General features: G+C 69.0%; 15 protein-coding genes. 13 read left to right on the top strand and 2 right to left on the bottom strand.

Going from position 1 to position 15,347, the window contains the following annotated elements:
• Window positions 1–8 precede the first annotated feature (8 nt).
• The 4 genes from pdhA to C7416_RS00930 all read left to right on the top strand — a co-directional run bounded on the left by pdhA (window position 9) and on the right by C7416_RS00930 (window position 3,649).
• On the top strand, window positions 9–1,094 hold the full coding sequence (gene pdhA, locus C7416_RS00945; protein ID WP_111516694.1) for a pyruvate dehydrogenase (acetyl-transferring) E1 component subunit alpha: 1,086 nt from the start codon (window positions 9–11) through the stop codon (window positions 1,092–1,094).
• A 58-nt stretch (window positions 1,095–1,152) separates the two neighbouring features.
• On the top strand, window positions 1,153–2,130 hold the full coding sequence (locus tag C7416_RS00940) for an alpha-ketoacid dehydrogenase subunit beta (RefSeq protein ID WP_012356802.1): 978 nt from the start codon (window positions 1,153–1,155) through the stop codon (window positions 2,128–2,130).
• 45 nt (window positions 2,131–2,175) lie between these two features.
• A complete protein-coding gene (locus C7416_RS00935; protein WP_111516693.1) occupies window positions 2,176–3,294 on the top strand; it encodes a dihydrolipoamide acetyltransferase family protein in 1,119 nt (372 codons plus the stop codon).
• A gap of 160 nt (window positions 3,295–3,454) precedes the next feature.
• Entirely contained in the window at window positions 3,455–3,649 is a 195-nt protein-coding gene (locus C7416_RS00930; RefSeq protein ID WP_012356804.1) for a ribbon-helix-helix domain-containing protein, read from the top strand.
• Window position 3,650: 1 nt separating this feature from the next.
• Here C7416_RS00930 and C7416_RS00925 read toward each other — a convergent pair whose 3' ends face one another.
• Window positions 3,651–5,336: a SulP family inorganic anion transporter gene (locus C7416_RS00925; RefSeq protein ID WP_111516692.1), complete on the bottom strand. Its 1,686-nt coding sequence runs from the start codon at window positions 5,334–5,336 to the stop codon at window positions 3,651–3,653.
• A 216-nt stretch (window positions 5,337–5,552) separates the two neighbouring features.
• On the opposite strand from C7416_RS00925, the gene C7416_RS00920 reads away from it, so the two are divergent.
• Window positions 5,553–5,990: a universal stress protein gene (locus tag C7416_RS00920; RefSeq protein ID WP_012356807.1), complete on the top strand. Its 438-nt coding sequence runs from the start codon at window positions 5,553–5,555 to the stop codon at window positions 5,988–5,990.
• A 95-nt stretch (window positions 5,991–6,085) separates the two neighbouring features.
• On the top strand, window positions 6,086–6,742 hold the full coding sequence (locus C7416_RS00915; RefSeq protein ID WP_012356808.1) for a peroxiredoxin: 657 nt from the start codon (window positions 6,086–6,088) through the stop codon (window positions 6,740–6,742).
• 328 nt (window positions 6,743–7,070) lie between these two features.
• Here the strand turns inward: C7416_RS00915 and C7416_RS00910 are convergent, their stop codons facing one another.
• Window positions 7,071–8,039: a chemotaxis protein gene (locus C7416_RS00910; protein ID WP_012356809.1), complete on the bottom strand. Its 969-nt coding sequence runs from the start codon at window positions 8,037–8,039 to the stop codon at window positions 7,071–7,073.
• Between the two features lie 294 nt (window positions 8,040–8,333).
• On the opposite strand from C7416_RS00910, the gene C7416_RS00905 reads away from it, so the two are divergent.
• From C7416_RS00905 to C7416_RS00875, 7 genes are read left to right on the top strand one after another with little or no spacing between them, the layout of a single operon-like run.
• On the top strand, window positions 8,334–9,137 hold the full coding sequence (locus C7416_RS00905; RefSeq protein WP_111517444.1) for a GntR family transcriptional regulator: 804 nt from the start codon (window positions 8,334–8,336) through the stop codon (window positions 9,135–9,137).
• Entirely contained in the window at window positions 9,134–10,936 is a 1,803-nt protein-coding gene (locus tag C7416_RS00900) for a fumarate reductase/succinate dehydrogenase flavoprotein subunit (RefSeq protein WP_111516691.1), read from the top strand. The genes C7416_RS00905 and C7416_RS00900 overlap by 4 nt, the downstream gene beginning before the upstream one ends.
• A 13-nt stretch (window positions 10,937–10,949) precedes the next feature.
• A complete protein-coding gene (locus tag C7416_RS00895) occupies window positions 10,950–11,195 on the top strand; it encodes a 4Fe-4S dicluster domain-containing protein (protein WP_025584240.1) in 246 nt (81 codons plus the stop codon).
• A 40-nt stretch (window positions 11,196–11,235) separates the two neighbouring features.
• Window positions 11,236–12,657 (top strand): ABC transporter substrate-binding protein, encoded by a 1,422-nt coding sequence (locus tag C7416_RS00890; RefSeq protein ID WP_111516690.1) that lies wholly within the window; start codon window positions 11,236–11,238, stop codon window positions 12,655–12,657.
• 16 nt (window positions 12,658–12,673) lie between these two features.
• Window positions 12,674–13,519, top strand: a complete 846-nt coding sequence (locus C7416_RS00885; protein ID WP_012356814.1) for an ABC transporter permease — start codon at window positions 12,674–12,676, stop codon at window positions 13,517–13,519.
• Window positions 13,516–14,322: an ABC transporter ATP-binding protein gene (locus tag C7416_RS00880; protein WP_111516689.1), complete on the top strand. Its 807-nt coding sequence runs from the start codon at window positions 13,516–13,518 to the stop codon at window positions 14,320–14,322. Before C7416_RS00885 ends, C7416_RS00880 begins: the two co-directional genes overlap by 4 nt.
• 26 nt (window positions 14,323–14,348) lie before the next feature.
• Window positions 14,349–15,347, top strand: a complete 999-nt coding sequence (locus C7416_RS00875) for a HEAT repeat domain-containing protein (protein ID WP_111516688.1) — start codon at window positions 14,349–14,351, stop codon at window positions 15,345–15,347.

The raw sequence follows: 15,347 nt of genomic DNA, 5'->3' as shown, positions 1-15,347 counted from the left end.
GACCCGCCATGTCCACGGTTGCGCGCTTTGAGATCGGCTATACCCGCTACCTTGCCCCACCGGGCGACACCACTCCCACCACTGTTCCCCTTCCACCGTTCGGCAGCGACCCTGACGCGCTGGTGCCCCTGTACCAGGCGATGGTGCTGACGCGTCAGTTCGACCTGAAGGCGATCGCACTGCAGCGCACCGGCAAGATCGGCACCTTCGCGTCGGCGCTGGGGCAGGAGGCGATCGGCGTGGGCGTGGCCTACGCCATGCGGCCGGAAGATGTGCTGGTGCCCTCGTACCGCGACCACGCGGCGCAGTTTGTGCGCGGCGTGACGATGACCGAGAGCCTGCTCTACTGGGGCGGCGACGAGCGCGGCAGCGGCTTTGCCGCGGCGCCGCATGACTTTGCCAACTGCGTGCCGATCGGCACCCAGGTGTGCCACGCGGCCGGCGCCGCGTACGCGTTCCAGCTGCGCGGCGAGCCGCGCGTGGCGGTCTGCCTGCTGGGCGACGGCGGCACCTCCAAGGGCGACTTCTATGAAGGCATGAACATGGCCGGCGCCTGGCGCGCGCCGCTGGTGATCGTGATCAACAACAACCAGTGGGCGATCTCGATGCCGCGCAGCGGCCAGACCGCGGCGCAGACGCTGGCGCAGAAGGCCATTGCCGCGGGCATCCCGGGCGAGCAGGTCGACGGCAACGACGTGGTCGCGGTGCGCCATCGCGTCGGCGAAGCGGTCGCGCGCGCGCGCGACGGCGGCGGTCCCGCGCTGATCGAGGCCATCACCTACCGGCTGGGCGACCACACTACCGCCGACGATGCCTCGCGCTACCGCGACGAGGCCAGCGTCAAGGCACACTGGCAGCACGAACCGCTGTTGCGCCTGCGCACCCACCTGCTGGCCCTGCATGCCTGGGATGCGGCGCGCGAAGAGGCGCTGGTCAGGGCGTGCTCGCAGCAGGTAGCGCAGGCGGTCGAGACCTACCTCGCCATGCCGCCGCCAGACCCGGCCGCGATGTTCGACTGCCTGTACGCGGCCATGCCGGCCGAACTGCAGGCGCAGCTGGAGATCGCGCGGCGCTTCCCGGCGCAGCACGGCTAGCCGCTGGCGGCGCCGCGCGCGCACTCCTACCTCGACCCGGTCCCACAGCGAGCGAACCATGGCGGAAATCAATCTGGTCGAAGCAGTCAACCTGGCGCTGGCCCATGCGCTGGAGCACGATCCCGATGTGCTGCTGCTGGGCGAGGACATCGGCGTCAACGGCGGCGTGTTCCGCGCCACCGTGGGCCTGCAGGCGCGCTTCGGCGCCGCGCGCGTCATGGATACGCCGCTGGCCGAAGGCGGCATCGTCGGCGCGGCGATCGGCATGGCGGCGATGGGGCTCAAGCCCGTGGCCGAGATTCAGTTCACCGGCTTTATCTACCCGGCGGTGGATCACATCATCAACCACGCCGGGCGCATGCGCCACCGCACGCGCGGGCGGCTGACCTGCCCGCTGGTGGTGCGCTCGCCGTGCGGCGCGGGCATCCACGCACCCGAGCACCACTCCGAAAGCCCGGAGGCGATGTTCGCCCACATGCCTGGCATCCGCGTGGTCGTGCCGTCATCGCCGGCGCGCGCGTACGGGCTGCTGCTGGCGGCGATCGCCGACCCCGACCCGGTCATCTTCCTCGAGCCCACGCGGCTGTACCGCCTGTTCCGCCAGGAAGTGGCCGACGACGGCGCGGCGCTGCCGCTCGATACCTGCTTCACCTTGCGCGAAGGCAGCGACATCACGCTGGTGAGCTGGGGCGCGATGGTGCAGGAGACGCTCGCCGCCGCAGACGCGCTGGCCGCGGAAGGCGTTACTGCGACTGTGATCGACGTGGCCACGCTCAAGCCGCTGGACATGCAGACCATCCTGGATGCGGTTTCGCGCACCGGCCGCTGCGTGATCGTGCACGAGGCGCCGCGCACCGCCGGCTTCGGCGCCGAGATCGCGGCGCAGCTGGCCGATGCGGGGTTGTACTCGCTGGCCGCGCCGGTGCAGCGCGTGACCGGCTTCGATACCGTGGTGCCGCTGGCGCGGCTGGAGTACACCTACCTGCCCGGTGTCGCGCGCATCGTCGATGCCGCGCGCAGGGCGCTGGCGGCGTAGGGCCCCGGCGGCAACCGGACCGTTCAAGCTAGCCAAGGAGGACCGATGCGAGTCTTCAAGCTGCCCGACCTGGGCGAAGGCCTGCAGGAGGCCGAGATCGTGGCCTGGCACGTCAAGACCGGCGACACGGTCGCGGCGGACCAGCCGCTGCTGTCGGTGGAGACCGCCAAGGCGATCGTCGAAATCCCGTCGCCTTATGCCGGCAGCATCGGCAAGCTGTTTGCGCAGCCGGGCGACATCGTGCACCTGGGCGCGCCGCTGGTGGGTTTCGAGGGCGCTGGCGAAGATGCCGACGCCGGCACCGTGGTGGGCTCGGTCCAGGTCGGCACGCACGTGGCCAGCGAAGCCGCGCCGCCCGGCACCGCCGCGCCCGCTGCGGGGATGGCCGCGCGCGTCAAGGCGACGCCGGCGGTCCGTGCGCTGGCGCGCCGGCTCGGCGTGGACCTGGCCATGGCCACCGCCTCGGGTCCCGAGGGCGTGGTCACCGCCGCCGACGTGGAACGGGTCGCCGCCACGCTGAAGGACCTCGGCGCGCCCGAAGAACTGCGCGGCGTGCGCCGCGCGATGGCGCAGAACATGGCGCGTGCGCAGGCCGAAGTCGCCGCCGCCACCGTGATGGACGACGCCGACATCCACGCCTGGCCGGCCGGCGCCGATGTCACCATCCGGCTGGTGCGCGCGCTGGTGGCCGGCTGCCGCGCCGAACCGGGGCTCAATGCGTGGTATGAAGGACAGACCGGACGCCGCCACGTGATGAAGAAGATCGACGTCGGCATTGCCGCCGACCTGCCCGAGGGCCTGTTCGTGCCGGTGCTGCGCGATGTCGGCAACCGCGACGCCGCCGACCTGCGCCACGGGCTCGACCGCATGCGCGCCGACATCCGCGCGCGCACCATCGCCCCCGAGGAGATGCGCGGCAACACCATCACGCTGTCCAACTTCGGCATGATCGCCGGGCGCTATGCGGCGCCGATCGTGGTGCCGCCCACCGTGGCGATCCTGGGTGCCGGGCGCGTGCGCGACGCAGTGGTCGCGGCCGGCGGCGTGCCCGCGGTGCACCGGGTCATGCCGCTGAGCCTGACCTTCGACCACCGCGTGGTGACGGGCGGAGAGGCCGCGCGCTTCCTGGCGGCGGTGATCGCGGATCTGGAGATGGCGGAGTAAGTAAGACTACTGGTTTTGCCAGCACCCGCTGTGTGCTCCCCCTCCCGCAGCCGGGAGCGGGGCGCAAACCGCCGGTGTACCGAATGCCTGCGGCAGCGCTGTATATAATGCCCATCCAATCGCCGCCGCCATCTCCGGCCCCGGACCGCCGCACACCCTCATGGAATCCAAGACCGCCCGCCTGACCATCCTGATCGATCCGGTGAAGAAGAAGGCCTTTGAAACGCTGTGCGCCGCGCAGGACCTGACGCCGTCGCAGGTGGTGCGCCAGCTGATCCGCGATTACCTGGCGCAGCATGGCGTGGATTACGCCACCAAGCCCAGGCCGGCGGGCGGCACGCGCCAGAAGAAGTAACTCAGCGCGGGGCGTTGGCCTCGCCTTGCCCTTCCCCGGCGAGCGCGGCGCAGCGTTGCGCCGCCTGCGCCAGCGAATCCGCGTAGTTGCCTTCTCCCAGCGCCGCCAGCACGCCGGCGCGCGCCAGCTTTTCCCTGACCCTCGCGTTGGCCTCGGCCAGCACTACCGCGACGCCGCGCTTCTGCAGCGTGACGATCACCGCCTCCAGCGTCTGCAGCCCGGTCATGTCCATGAAGGGCACGCGGCCCAGGCGGATCAGCAGCACGCGCGGCTCGGTATGGGTCTGCACCAGCGCTCGCTCGCAGGCCTCAACGGCACCGAAGAAGAACGGGCCGTCGATGACATAGACCAGCACGCCCGGCGGTATCGGCGCCACCGCGCCGGTGCCCGCGTCGTCCAGTTCGCGCGCAACGGCCTCGGCGGCCTGGGGTGCCACTTCCACCGCTGCCGACATGCGCCGCAGGAACTGCAGCATGGCCAGGATCACGCCGATATTGACCGCCACCACCAGGTCGGTCAGCACCGTCAGCGTAAAGGTGATCAGCAGGATCGCGACATCGGCGCGCGGCGCGCGCCGGACCATGCGGGCGAACTGGCGCATCTCGCTCATGTTGTAGGCCACCACGAACAGGATCGCGGCCAGCGCGGCCAGCGGCACGCTGGCCGCGAGCGGCGCCAGGAACAGCAGCACCAGCACCAGCGTGAGCGCATGCACCACGCCCGCCAGCGGGCTGTTGCCGCCGTTGCGGATATTGGTGGCGGTGCGCGCGATCGCGCCGGTGGCGGCAAACCCGCCGAACAGCGGCGCCACCACATTGGCGATGCCCTGCCCCACCAGTTCCTGGTTCGAGTCATGCCGGGTGCCCGCCATGCCGTCGGCTACCACGGCCGACAGCAAGGACTCGATCGCGCCAAGCATGGCAATGGTGAAGGCAGGCCCGGCCAGCTCCAGCACGCGCGCCAGCGTGACCTCCGGCAGCGACGGCACCGGCAGGCCGCGCGGCAGGCCGCCGAAGGCCGTACCGATGGTCGCCACGCCGTCGAAGCGGAACAGCGCCTGCACCGCGGTGGCCACCACCAGCGCCACCAGCGGGCCCGGCACGCGCCGCAGCCAGCGCACGCGCGGCGCGCCCACCACCAGCGCCAGGCTGCCCAGCGCCAGCGCGGTGGTGGCGGGGTGCCATTGCGGCAGCGCCTGCAGCAGGTGCCAGAGTTTTTCATGGAAATGCGTGCCGGCCACTGGCGGCAGCCCGAAGAAATCGCGCCACTGGCCGACGAAGATGATCACGCCGATGCCCGCGGTAAAGCCGACGATCACCGGCGCCGGAATGTAGCGGATCACGCCGCCCAGCCGCGTCAGCCCCATCGCCAGCAGGATCAGACCGGCCATCAGCGTGGCGATCTGCAGGCCATCGATGCCGTGGCGCGCCGTTACCGCGGACAGCACCACGATAAAGGCGCCGGTGGGCCCGGCGATCTGCACGCGGCTGCCGCCGAACAGCGACACCGCCAGCCCGGCGACGATGGCCGTGTACAGGCCCTGCTCGGGCTTGGCGCCCGAGGCAATCGCGAACGCCATTGCCAGCGGCAGCGCCACTACCCCCACGATCACGCCCGACACCACATTCGGCAGCCAGTTGCCGCGTTGGAACAATCCGGCCAGCCGGGCTTCGCGTAGCGCAATCATGCTTCAGTCCCTTCCATCGGTGCGGGGGCACAGGTGAATCGAATGATAACAGCATGTTAATGCTTGCCTCCGGGCACCACCCTGTTCGCGGCCGTGCTCCGGAGGCCCTGGCGTCCTGTTCCTTATGCCGCGCAATTCCTATACTGGATTGGCTCGCCCGCCAGTGCGCGGACGCGCCAGGCTGGCGCGGTATCTCTTTGCAAGCGGAGGCTCATCATGTACAGGCACCTCCTAGTACCGACCGACGGCTCCGCGCGCGCCGATGCCATGGTGAGCCGCGCGATGGCATTCGCCAGCCGCATCGGCGCCCGCGTGACCGGGCTGCATGTGCTTCCCGAGTACCACGTGCTGACCTACCGGCTCACCAGCCTGCAAGACACCAAGAGCAACTTCGCCGCCGAAGCCGCGCGCCACGCCGACACCTTCCTTGCCGCGCTCAGCCACACCGCGGCGCAGGCCGGCGTGCCGTGCGACACCATCACCGCCACCGACGACCATCCCTGGCAGGCCATCATCGCGTGCGCGCAGCAGCGCGAGTGCGACCTGATCGTGATGTCGTCGCATGGCAAGCGCGGGCTGCAGGCCATGCTGATCGGCAGCGAGACGCACAAGGTGCTGACCCACAGCACGATCCCGGTGCTGGTTTTCCGCTAGCGGGACACGGCGCCACGGCGGGATAGCGGGGATAGCGGGCAACAGTGCGCGGCAACGCGCGATTCCAAACCATGCCAACTGCAAGGAGCGCAACCATGGCGATTCGACTGGGCGAGCAAGCCCCTGATTTCACCGCCGACACCACGGAAGGCCGGATCAGCTTCCATGAGTGGATCGGCGACGGCTGGGCCATCCTGTTCTCGCATCCCAAGGACTTCACGCCGGTGTGCACCACCGAGCTGGGCTACATGGCCCGGCTCAAGCCCGAGTTCGACAAGCGCAATACCAAGATCATCGGCCTGAGCATCGATCCGGTGGATGACCACCAGCGCTGGGTCAAGGACATCGAGGAAACCCAGGGCTGCACGGTCAACTATCCGATGATCGGCGATGCCGACCTGAAGGTGGCCAAGCTTTACGACATGATCCACCCCGAGGCCAGCGGCAGCGGCCCGCGCACCGCGGTGGACAACGCCACCATCCGCTCGGTGTTCATCATCGGCCCGGACAAGAAGGTGAAGGCGATGCTGGTGTACCCGATGAGCGCGGGACGCAATTTCGACGAGGTGCTGCGGCTGCTGGACTCGCTGCAGCTCAATGCGAAGCACACCGTGGCCACGCCGGTGAACTGGAAGCCGGGCGAGGACGTCATCATCCCGACCTCGGTCTCGGACGAGGAAGCCAGCAAGAAATACCCGCAGGGCTTCAAGACGCTGAAGCCCTACCTGCGTACGGTGGCACAGCCCAAGTAGCGCCACGGCGCAGGACGGACGAAAAGAAGGGGAGAGCGAGGAGCGGCGGCGCCAGGGAGCGCGGCGGCGCGGAGCCCGCGCCAGGCCGCGGTCGGGGCTTCCCGGCCGGCATCGGCTGATGCCGGCCGGGAGCGCACCGGCGGTGCCCGACTTGTCCACAAAAAATATCCACAGGAACAGTGGATATCCCCCCTCTTGACAACCGCGAAGGGCGCGCCCGCGCTGGAACGCGCTGGAGTGCCCGTTTTATAGGCAACCGACCGGCGTACGGGAATGGTTGCGGGCGCTTGCATTTTGTGCCTGCCGCTCCAGCCCCGTGGCGGCGCGCTTAACGGGTCAGCACCGCGCGGATGGTATCGGCCAGTTCCTTGGCGACAAACTTGGCGACATAGGCATCGGCGCCCACCTTGCGCACGTGCTCCTCGCTGGCCTCGCCCGACAGTGATGAGTGAATCACCACCGGCAATGACTTCAGCCGGCTGTCGGCCTTGATCTTGCGGGTCAGCGTAAAGCCGTCCATCTCCGGCATCTCGAGGTCGGTCAGCACCAGCGCCACGTCATCCTGGACCGGCCTGCCCTGGCTGGCGGCCTCGGCCGCGATGCGGTCCAGCAACTCCCACGCTTCCTTGCCGGACTTGGTCATCACCACCGGTGCGCCCAGCGCCTTCAGGCCCTGCTCGATCAGCCCGCGCGCCAGTGCCGAATCGTCCGCCGCAACCACCCTGGCGCCAGGGCGCAGCTGTAGCTGGGGTCCGACTTCGCCGGGGTCCACGTCCGGCTGGCGCGTGGGCAGCACATCACGCAGGATCTGCTCCACATCGAGCACCTGCACCAGCCGCGCGCCTTGCTCTTCCCCCTCGCCGCCGCCGTCCAGCTTGGCGATGCTCGTCACATGGCCGCTGCGCACACTGGCTTCGGCGGAATGCACCTGGTTCCACTCCAGCCGCACGATTTCCTCGACCGCCTCGACCGCAAAGCCCTGGGTCGAGCGCGCGTACTCGGTCACCAGCAGGATGCCCAGTCCGGCCCGCGGCTTGCAGCCGACCAGCCGGGGCAGGTCGATCACCGGAATCACCTGCCCGCGGATATCGGCCATGCCCAGGATCGACGGATCGGCGCCGACCACGGTTGTCACCGGCGGCATGACCAGGATCTCGCGCACCTTGAAGACGTTGATGCCGAACAGCTCCGACTGGCCGGAATGCTCGGCCTCGCCGAGCCGGAACAGCAGCAGCTCGAACTGGTTGTTGTTGGTGAGGTTAGTCCGTTCGTCGATGTCCCTCATGGAACTGCTCATGCGTTGCTCCCGTGCCGTGCGTATGGTGTGTTGCCGCCATGGTTGTTCTGCCTGCCCGCGGCGGTTGGCGGACGGCAGGCGTCATGACCGGATATCGGCGCGCGCCCGCGGGAATTGAGCGGCGCGCGCACCGCATGTGCGGATTTCATCGTTCCATATCCGGATTGCTTCGTTCCTTCGGCACAGCGTGGTCCATATAGTGACTCCCAACTTGTCATAACACGCTATGTCGATCCGATGACCTTCCGGACCAACGCCTTGCCCGCCGACAGCGCCGCGGCAGCGCCGGCCTCCATGCCGACCCCGTTGCCGCTCTACACGCAGATCAAGGACGCCTTGCGCGCCCGCATCCTGGACGGCACCTATCCGCCGCACCACCAGATGCCGTCGGAGAGCGAACTTGGCGCAAGCTTCCGCGCCAGCCGCATCACCGTGCGCCAGGCGCTGGGCGACTTGCAGAAGGAGGGCCTGATCTTCAGGATCCCCGGCAAGGGCTCCTTCGTCTCCAGGCCGCGCGCTTTCCAGAACGTGACCTCGCTGCAAGGCTTTGCCGAGGCGATGTCCGGCATGGGGTACGAGATCCTGAACCAGGTGCGCAGCCTCAAGCGCGTGCCTGCCAGCAGCCACGTTGCCGCGCAGCTGCGTCTGCGCGAAGGCGATCCGGTGGTGGAGATCCGGCGCGTGCGCCTGCTCAACCGCGAACCGGTGTCGCTGGAACTCACCTGGGTGCCCGAGTCCGTCGGCCGCCGCCTGCTCAATGCTGACCTCGCCACGCGCGACATCTTCCTGATCCTGGAAAACGACTGTGGCGTAAGGCTCGGCCATGCCGACCTGAGCGTCGACGCCATACTTGCCGACGACGAACTGACCCAGGCGCTGCGCATCGAGGAAGGCGCGCCGGTGCTGCGCATCGAACGCCTGACCCACGACGCGCAAGGCACGCCGATCGACTACGAGTTCCTCTACTTCCGCGGCGACGCGTTCCAGTACCGGCTGCGCGCAGACCGGCACAAGGCCGCGCCCGCCACCAGCGCCAACCACACGGCAGGCCGCGCCCGGCCCCGCAAACCAGCCAGCAAGGGGAAGACCTCCGCATGAATACCCTGACTCACGAATACGACATCGTTGTCGTCGGCGGCGGCACCGCCGGCCCGATGGCCGCGATCAAGGCCAAGGAACGCAACCCGGCGCTGCGCGTGCTGCTGCTCGACAAGGCGCATGTCAAGCGCAGCGGCGCCATCTCGATGGGCATGGACGGCCTGAACAATGCCGTGATCCCCGGCCACGCCACGCCCGAACAGTACACGCGCGAAATCACCGTGGCCAACGACGGCATCGTCGACCAGTCCACCGTCTACGCCTACGCGCGCCACAGCTTCACCACCATCGAGCAGCTGGACCGCTGGGGCGTGCGTTTCGAGAAAGACGAGACCGGCGACTACGCCGTGAAGAAGGTCCATCACATGGGCTCTTATGTACTGCCGATGCCCGAAGGACATAACGTCAAGAAGGTGCTGTACCGCCAGCTCAAGCGCGCCCGCGTGGAGATCACCAACCGCATCGTTGCCACACGCGTGCTGACCGACGCCTCCGGCGCCGCCAGCGGCGTGATGGGCTTCGACTGCCGCACCGCGGACTTCCACGTGATCCGCGCGCGCGCCGTGATCCTGTGCTGCGGCGCGGCCGGCCGGCTGGGCCTGCCCGCCTCCGGCTACCTGATGGGCACCTACGAGAACCCCACCAATGCCGGCGACGGCTACGCCATGGCTTATCACGCCGGCGCGGCGCTGGCCAACCTGGAGTGCTTCCAGATCAATCCGCTGATCAAGGACTACAACGGGCCCGCCTGCGCCTACGTGACCGGTCCGCTGGGCGGCTATACCGCCAACGGCAAGGGCGAGCGCTTTATCGAATGCGATTACTGGAGCGGCCAGATGATGTGGGAGTTCTACCAGGAACTGCAGGGCGGCAACGGCCCGGTGTTCCTCAAGCTGGACCACCTGGCCGAAGAGACCATCCAGACCATCGAGACCATCCTGCACACCAACGAGCGCCCCAGCCGCGGCCAGTTCCATGCCGGGCGCGGCACCGACTACCGCAGGCAGATGGTGGAGATGCATATCTCGGAGATCGGTTTCTGCAGCGGCCACAGTGCGTCAGGCGTGCATGTGAACGAGCGCGCCGAGACCACGGTGCCGGGCCTCTATGCCGCCGGCGACATGGCCGCGGTGCCGCACAACTACATGCTGGGCGCCTTCACTTATGGCTGGTTTGCCGGACAGAACGCCGCCGACTACGTGGCGGGCCGCGAGCTGCCCGAGGCAGATGCGGCGCAGGTCGCGGCGGAACGCGCGCGCGTGCTGGCACCGCTGGCCCGCGCCGGCGGCCTGCCGCCCGCGCAGGTGGAATACAAGCTGCGGCGCATGGTCAACGACTACCTGCAGCCGCCCAAGGTCACGCGCAAGATGGAAATCGGCCTGCAGCGCTTCGATGCCATCGCCGAAGACATCGGCCAGATCCGCGCCGCCAACCCGCATGAACTGATGCGCGCGGTCGAGGTCATGGCCATTCGCGACTGCGCCGAAATGGCGGCGCGCGCCTCGCTGTTCCGCACCGAGAGCCGATGGGGCCTCTACCACCATCGCGTCGACTATCCGCAGCGCAATGACGCGGACTGGTTCTGCCATACACACCTGAGCAAGGATGCCGCCGGACGCATGGTCAGCCACAAGCACGCGATCGAACCGTACATCGTGCCAGTGGCGGGCGACGACGCCACCGCCTACCAGCGGCTGCGCGTTGGCCGTGGCCAGGCTGTCCATCCCGGCACCGAAGCCCGCCCCGAAGCCCACACCGAATCCCGCACCGGACTTGCCACCGGCCTCGCTGCCGCCTGAAGGAAACATCGCCATGGCCTACACCCCGCACGAAATCACCCAGCGCACCAGCGCGCCGGTGACCATCGACGAAGACAAGTGCATCGCCGACAAGGGCTGCACGGTGTGCGTCGATGTCTGCCCGATGGACCTGCTGGCCATCGACCTGGCCAAGGGCAAGGCCTATATGCAGTTCGACGAATGCTGGTACTGCATGCCCTGCGAAAAGGACTGCCCGACGGGCGCGGTGCGGGTCGAGATTCCGTACCTGCTGCGTTGATTGCCCAGCTTCATGACCACAGCCCCACAGAGATAGCCCCATGAGATCCTTTTCCAGCATCCCTCTGCTGCTGGCGCTGGCCGCCGCCAGCGTGGCCGGCACAGCCAGCGCCGAAACCATCCGCGTCGCCATCGGCACGCAGGACACCACCATCAACTGCGCCACCGGCGGCCTGCTGATCCGCGAGCTGAAGCTGCTCGACAAATACCTGCCGCGCACCGGCAAGTACAAGGACGTCAGCTACGACGTGCAATGGAAGAACTTCACCTCCGGCCCGCCGCTGACCAACGAGATGGTGGCCGACAAGCTCGATATCGGCGCGATGGCGGATTTCCCCGGCTCGCTCAACGCCGCGGCGTTCCAGAAGGCCGGCAAGAAGAGCCTGTTTATCGCGCCGCTGTCAGGCAACGCCATCGGCACCGGCAACGGCATCGTGGTGCCCGCCGATTCCCCGGTCCAGTCGCTGGCGGAGCTCAAGGGCAAGACCATCTCGGTGCCGTTCGGCTCGACCGCGCACGGCATGCTGCTGCGCGCGATCAAGCGCCAGGGCTGGGACCCGGACAAGGACGTGACGCTGGTGTCGCAGTCGCCCGAGGTCGGCGGCTCGGCGCTGCAGGCGCACAAGGTGGACGGCCACGCCAACTTCGTGCCGTTCCCCGAGTTGTTCGCGTTCCGCGGCTTCGCGCGCAAGATCTATGACGGCTCCCAGGCCGAGGCGCCCACCTTCCATGGCGCGCTGGTGAGCGCGGATTATGCGCAGAAGTATCCCGAGATCGTGGTGGCCTACCTGCGCGCCGCCATCGAGGCCGACCGCCTGATGGCCGCGGAGCCCGAGAAATACAGCGAACTGATTGCCAGGGTGACCGGCATCGACGCCGAGGTGGACTACCTGTTCCATGGCCCGCTCGGCCTGCAGAACCGCGACTACACCTGGAAGCCGGAATACCGGCAGGCGCTGCAGACCTCGATCGAAACGCTGAAGCTGCTCAAGCGTACCGATGCCGACCTGAGCGCCGACAGCGTGATCGACGACCGCTACATCCGCGAAGCGTTCCGGCTCGAAGGCCTGGACTATGAGGCACGCCTGAAGGCCTACGACAAGCAGCCCCTCGCGGCCCGGGACGCGGACACCGGCAAACCCATCGCCGAGCCAAGGCTGGCCGCGCAGCTGTGGCTGCGGGGCGAGCCCAGGGTGCGCGCCTATGCCTCGCCGGCGGCAGCGTTCGCCGCGCTCAGGCAGGCGGCAAAGGCCGGCACGCCGGCGCGCGTGCTGTATGTGCATGACCGCAATACCGGCCTGAAGCTGCTGGCCAACAAGGCGTGGTATGTGCAAGACGGCAAGGGACAGGTCAGCGCCTTCCTGCTCAAGGGGTCCGCCGACGGCTGGGCCAGGGCCAATGGCGGCAAGGTGCGCGATTTCGCCGCAGTCAGCGGCGCGACCGTTGCCGTGGCCAGCAACTGATACCTGGAGCACAACGATGAGCGCAATCACGCTTGAAGCCGGGCCGCCCCCGGTGGCGCCCGCCACGGCCGGCGCGGCACGCGCCCGGCTGGCGCGCTGGCTGGTGCGCCTGGCCGCGCTGGCGAGCTGCATCGTGCTGTGGCAGCTGGCTTCGTCGCAGCGGGCCCACCTTGGCCTCGTCACCTTCGCCAACGTGCCCGCGCCCAGTGACGTCGTGCCGGCGGCCTGGCAGCTGCTGCAGTCGCCCAAGCTGGTGCTGCACCTGGGCAACAGCCTCTACCGCGTGTTTGCCGGCTTCGGCGCGGCGGCCGCGGCAGGCATCGTGCTCGGCATGGCCATCGGCCGCTCGCGCTGGCTGGAAGACCTGCTGCTGCCGCCGCTGGAGGTGCTGCGCCCGATCCCCGGCGTGGCGTGGATTCCGCTGGCCATCCTGATGTTCCCGTCTTCGGAACTGAGCATGATCTTCATCACCTTCATCGGGGCGCTGTTCCCGATCCTGCTCAATACCATCCACGGCGTGGAACGCACGGATCCGCGGCTGATCGCCACGGCGCGCAGCCTGGGCGCGCGCCGCTGGACCGTCTTCCCGGAAGTGCTGTTGCCCGCTGCCCTGCCCAGCATCGTCACGGGCCTGGCGATCGGCATGGGCACGTCCTGGTTCTGCCTGGTCACTGCCGAGATGATCGCGGGCCAGTACGGCATCGGCTACTACACGTGGGAGGCCTACAACCTGCAGAACTATGCGGATATCGTTGTCGGCATGCTGCTCATCGGCGCCTTCGGCATGGGCAGCAGCGCGCTGATCAAGCGCACCGGGGCGTGGCTGATGCCATGGACCCGCCTGCAGCAGGAGCGCGCATGACCAGCCCACCGATCCGCGCGGGCCACCTGCAGGTGCGCGGCCTGGATGTGGCGCTGGGCCAGGGCGATACCGGCTTTACCGCCGTACAACAGCTTTCCGTCGACATTCCCGCCGGGCAGTTCGTCTGCATCCTGGGCCCATCGGGCTGCGGCAAGTCCACGCTGCTGGGGGCCATCGCCGGCCACTTGCGGCCGGCGGCGGGCGAGATCCTGCTCGATGGGGCACCCGTGCGCGGCCCGGCGCCGGAGCGCGGGCTGGTATTCCAGCAGCACTCGCTGTTCCCATGGAAGCGCGTGCTCGACAACGTCGGCTTCGGCCTGAAGATGCAGGGCATGCCCGCCGCCGAACGCAGACGCGAGGCGCAGGCCCTGCTGGACCTAGTTGGCCTGGGCAGCTTCGCGCAGCGCTATCCCGCCCAGCTCTCCGGCGGCATGCAGCAGCGCGTGGAGATCGCGCGCGTGCTGATCAACCGGCCGCGCGTGCTGCTGATGGACGAGCCCTTCGGTGCGCTCGACGCGCAGACCCGCGCTCATATGCAGGCACTGCTGCTAGACGTCTGGACGCAGATGCGCACCACCGTGGTCTTTGTCACCCATGACATCGACGAGGCGCTGTTCCTGGCCGACCGCGTGCTGGTGATGTCTCAGCGGCCCGGACGCATCCTCGCGGATATCGCCGTCCCCTTCGAACGGCCGCGCCGCGCCGAACGGATGACCGATGACGATTTCATCGGGCTCAAGCGCCGCTGCCGTGGCCTACTGCATGACCACTCCCACGCCGGCGCACTCGCGGCTGGCGCCTGACTCCCATATCGACACGACTGCCCTCCATGCCACACGCTCGCGCTTTGCCTGACCATTCCCTGTCGGAACCCGATCCCGCCATCGGCGCACTGGCGCTGCGCCTCTCCGACCCCGACCCTGCCGTGCGCCGCGTGGCGGTGCTGCAACTGGCCGACCTGGAAGACGAAGACGGCGTGCCGCTGCTGCTGCAGCGGCTGCAATCCGACCCGGCGCAGACCGTGCGCGCCGAGGCCGCGCGCACGCTGGCCAGCTGGGAACAGCATGCGGTGGTGCAGGCCCTGGCCGCCGCCCTGGCCGATCCCGTGCGCGAGGTCGCGCACGCCGCTGCGCAAGCGCTGTCAGAACTGAAAGACCCGGCTTCCGGCGCCGCCCTGCTGCCCTGGGTGACGCACGCCGACCCCTTTGTGCGCGCCTCCGCCTGGCGCGGCCTGCGCGAACTGCGCCATGCGGGCGGTTTCGACGCGGCCATGGCTGCCCTGTCCGACCCCGCCGCGCCGGTGCGGCGCGAAGCCGTGGGCGTGCTGGGCTGGCTCAGGCGCAGCGAAGCGCTGCCTGCGCTGGCCCGGGCCGCCACCGGCGACACGGATACCGAAGTGCGGCGCGCCGCCGCCGGCGCGCTCGGCCTGGCCGCCGATCCGGCAGCGCGCGAGGCCTTGCTCGCGGCCTTGCGCGACGACGCCTGGCAGGTACGCGAAGAAGCCGCGCAGACGCTTGGAAAGCTGAAGTTCGCCGAGGCCGTGCAGCCTCTGATCCGCGCACTGGAAGACCCCTACTGGCAGGTGCGCCTGCAGGCCGCCAGGGCGCTGGGCAAGCTGCGCGACCGCGCCGCGCTGCAGCCGCTGGCGCTGCAGCTCGGCCACGCCATCAGCAACCTGCGCAAGGAGGCCGCGCTGTCGCTGGGGAGCTTGCAGGATCCCGCAGCGCTGGCGGCGCTGAGCGCCGTGGCCAACGATGCCGATCCGGAGGTACGCAAGGCCGTGCGCATCGCGCTGGCGCAGATCGGTACCCCACATGAGGCAGCGTGA

Source organism: Cupriavidus phytorum, from assembly GCF_003254285.1.
Taxonomy (GTDB): Bacteria; Pseudomonadota; Gammaproteobacteria; order Burkholderiales; family Burkholderiaceae; genus Cupriavidus; species Cupriavidus phytorum.
This window is presented reverse-complemented; position numbering and strand designations above follow the sequence as displayed.

Excerpts from the sequence above, each read along its gene's own strand:
- C7416_RS00875 (WP_111516688.1), top strand. The coding sequence starts at position 14,349 with ATGCCACACGCTCGCGCTTTGCCTGACCATTCCCTGTCGGAACCCGAT.
- C7416_RS00910 (WP_012356809.1), bottom strand. The coding sequence starts at position 8,039 with ATGAGCAGTTCCATGAGGGACATCGACGAACGGACTAACCTCACCAAC.
- C7416_RS00925 (WP_111516692.1), bottom strand. The coding sequence starts at position 5,336 with ATGATTGCGCTACGCGAAGCCCGGCTGGCCGGATTGTTCCAACGCGGC.
- C7416_RS00900 (WP_111516691.1), top strand. The coding sequence starts at position 9,134 with ATGAATACCCTGACTCACGAATACGACATCGTTGTCGTCGGCGGCGGC.
- C7416_RS00905 (WP_111517444.1), top strand. The coding sequence starts at position 8,334 with ATGCCGACCCCGTTGCCGCTCTACACGCAGATCAAGGACGCCTTGCGC.
- C7416_RS00920 (WP_012356807.1), top strand. The coding sequence starts at position 5,553 with ATGTACAGGCACCTCCTAGTACCGACCGACGGCTCCGCGCGCGCCGAT.
- C7416_RS00890 (WP_111516690.1), top strand. The coding sequence starts at position 11,236 with ATGAGATCCTTTTCCAGCATCCCTCTGCTGCTGGCGCTGGCCGCCGCC.
- C7416_RS00885 (WP_012356814.1), top strand. The coding sequence starts at position 12,674 with ATGAGCGCAATCACGCTTGAAGCCGGGCCGCCCCCGGTGGCGCCCGCC.
- C7416_RS00895 (WP_025584240.1), top strand. The coding sequence starts at position 10,950 with ATGGCCTACACCCCGCACGAAATCACCCAGCGCACCAGCGCGCCGGTG.
- C7416_RS00880 (WP_111516689.1), top strand. The coding sequence starts at position 13,516 with ATGACCAGCCCACCGATCCGCGCGGGCCACCTGCAGGTGCGCGGCCTG.
- pdhA (WP_111516694.1), top strand. The coding sequence starts at position 9 with ATGTCCACGGTTGCGCGCTTTGAGATCGGCTATACCCGCTACCTTGCC.
- C7416_RS00915 (WP_012356808.1), top strand. The coding sequence starts at position 6,086 with ATGGCGATTCGACTGGGCGAGCAAGCCCCTGATTTCACCGCCGACACC.
- C7416_RS00940 (WP_012356802.1), top strand. The coding sequence starts at position 1,153 with ATGGCGGAAATCAATCTGGTCGAAGCAGTCAACCTGGCGCTGGCCCAT.
- C7416_RS00935 (WP_111516693.1), top strand. The coding sequence starts at position 2,176 with ATGCGAGTCTTCAAGCTGCCCGACCTGGGCGAAGGCCTGCAGGAGGCC.
- C7416_RS00930 (WP_012356804.1), top strand. The coding sequence starts at position 3,455 with ATGGAATCCAAGACCGCCCGCCTGACCATCCTGATCGATCCGGTGAAG.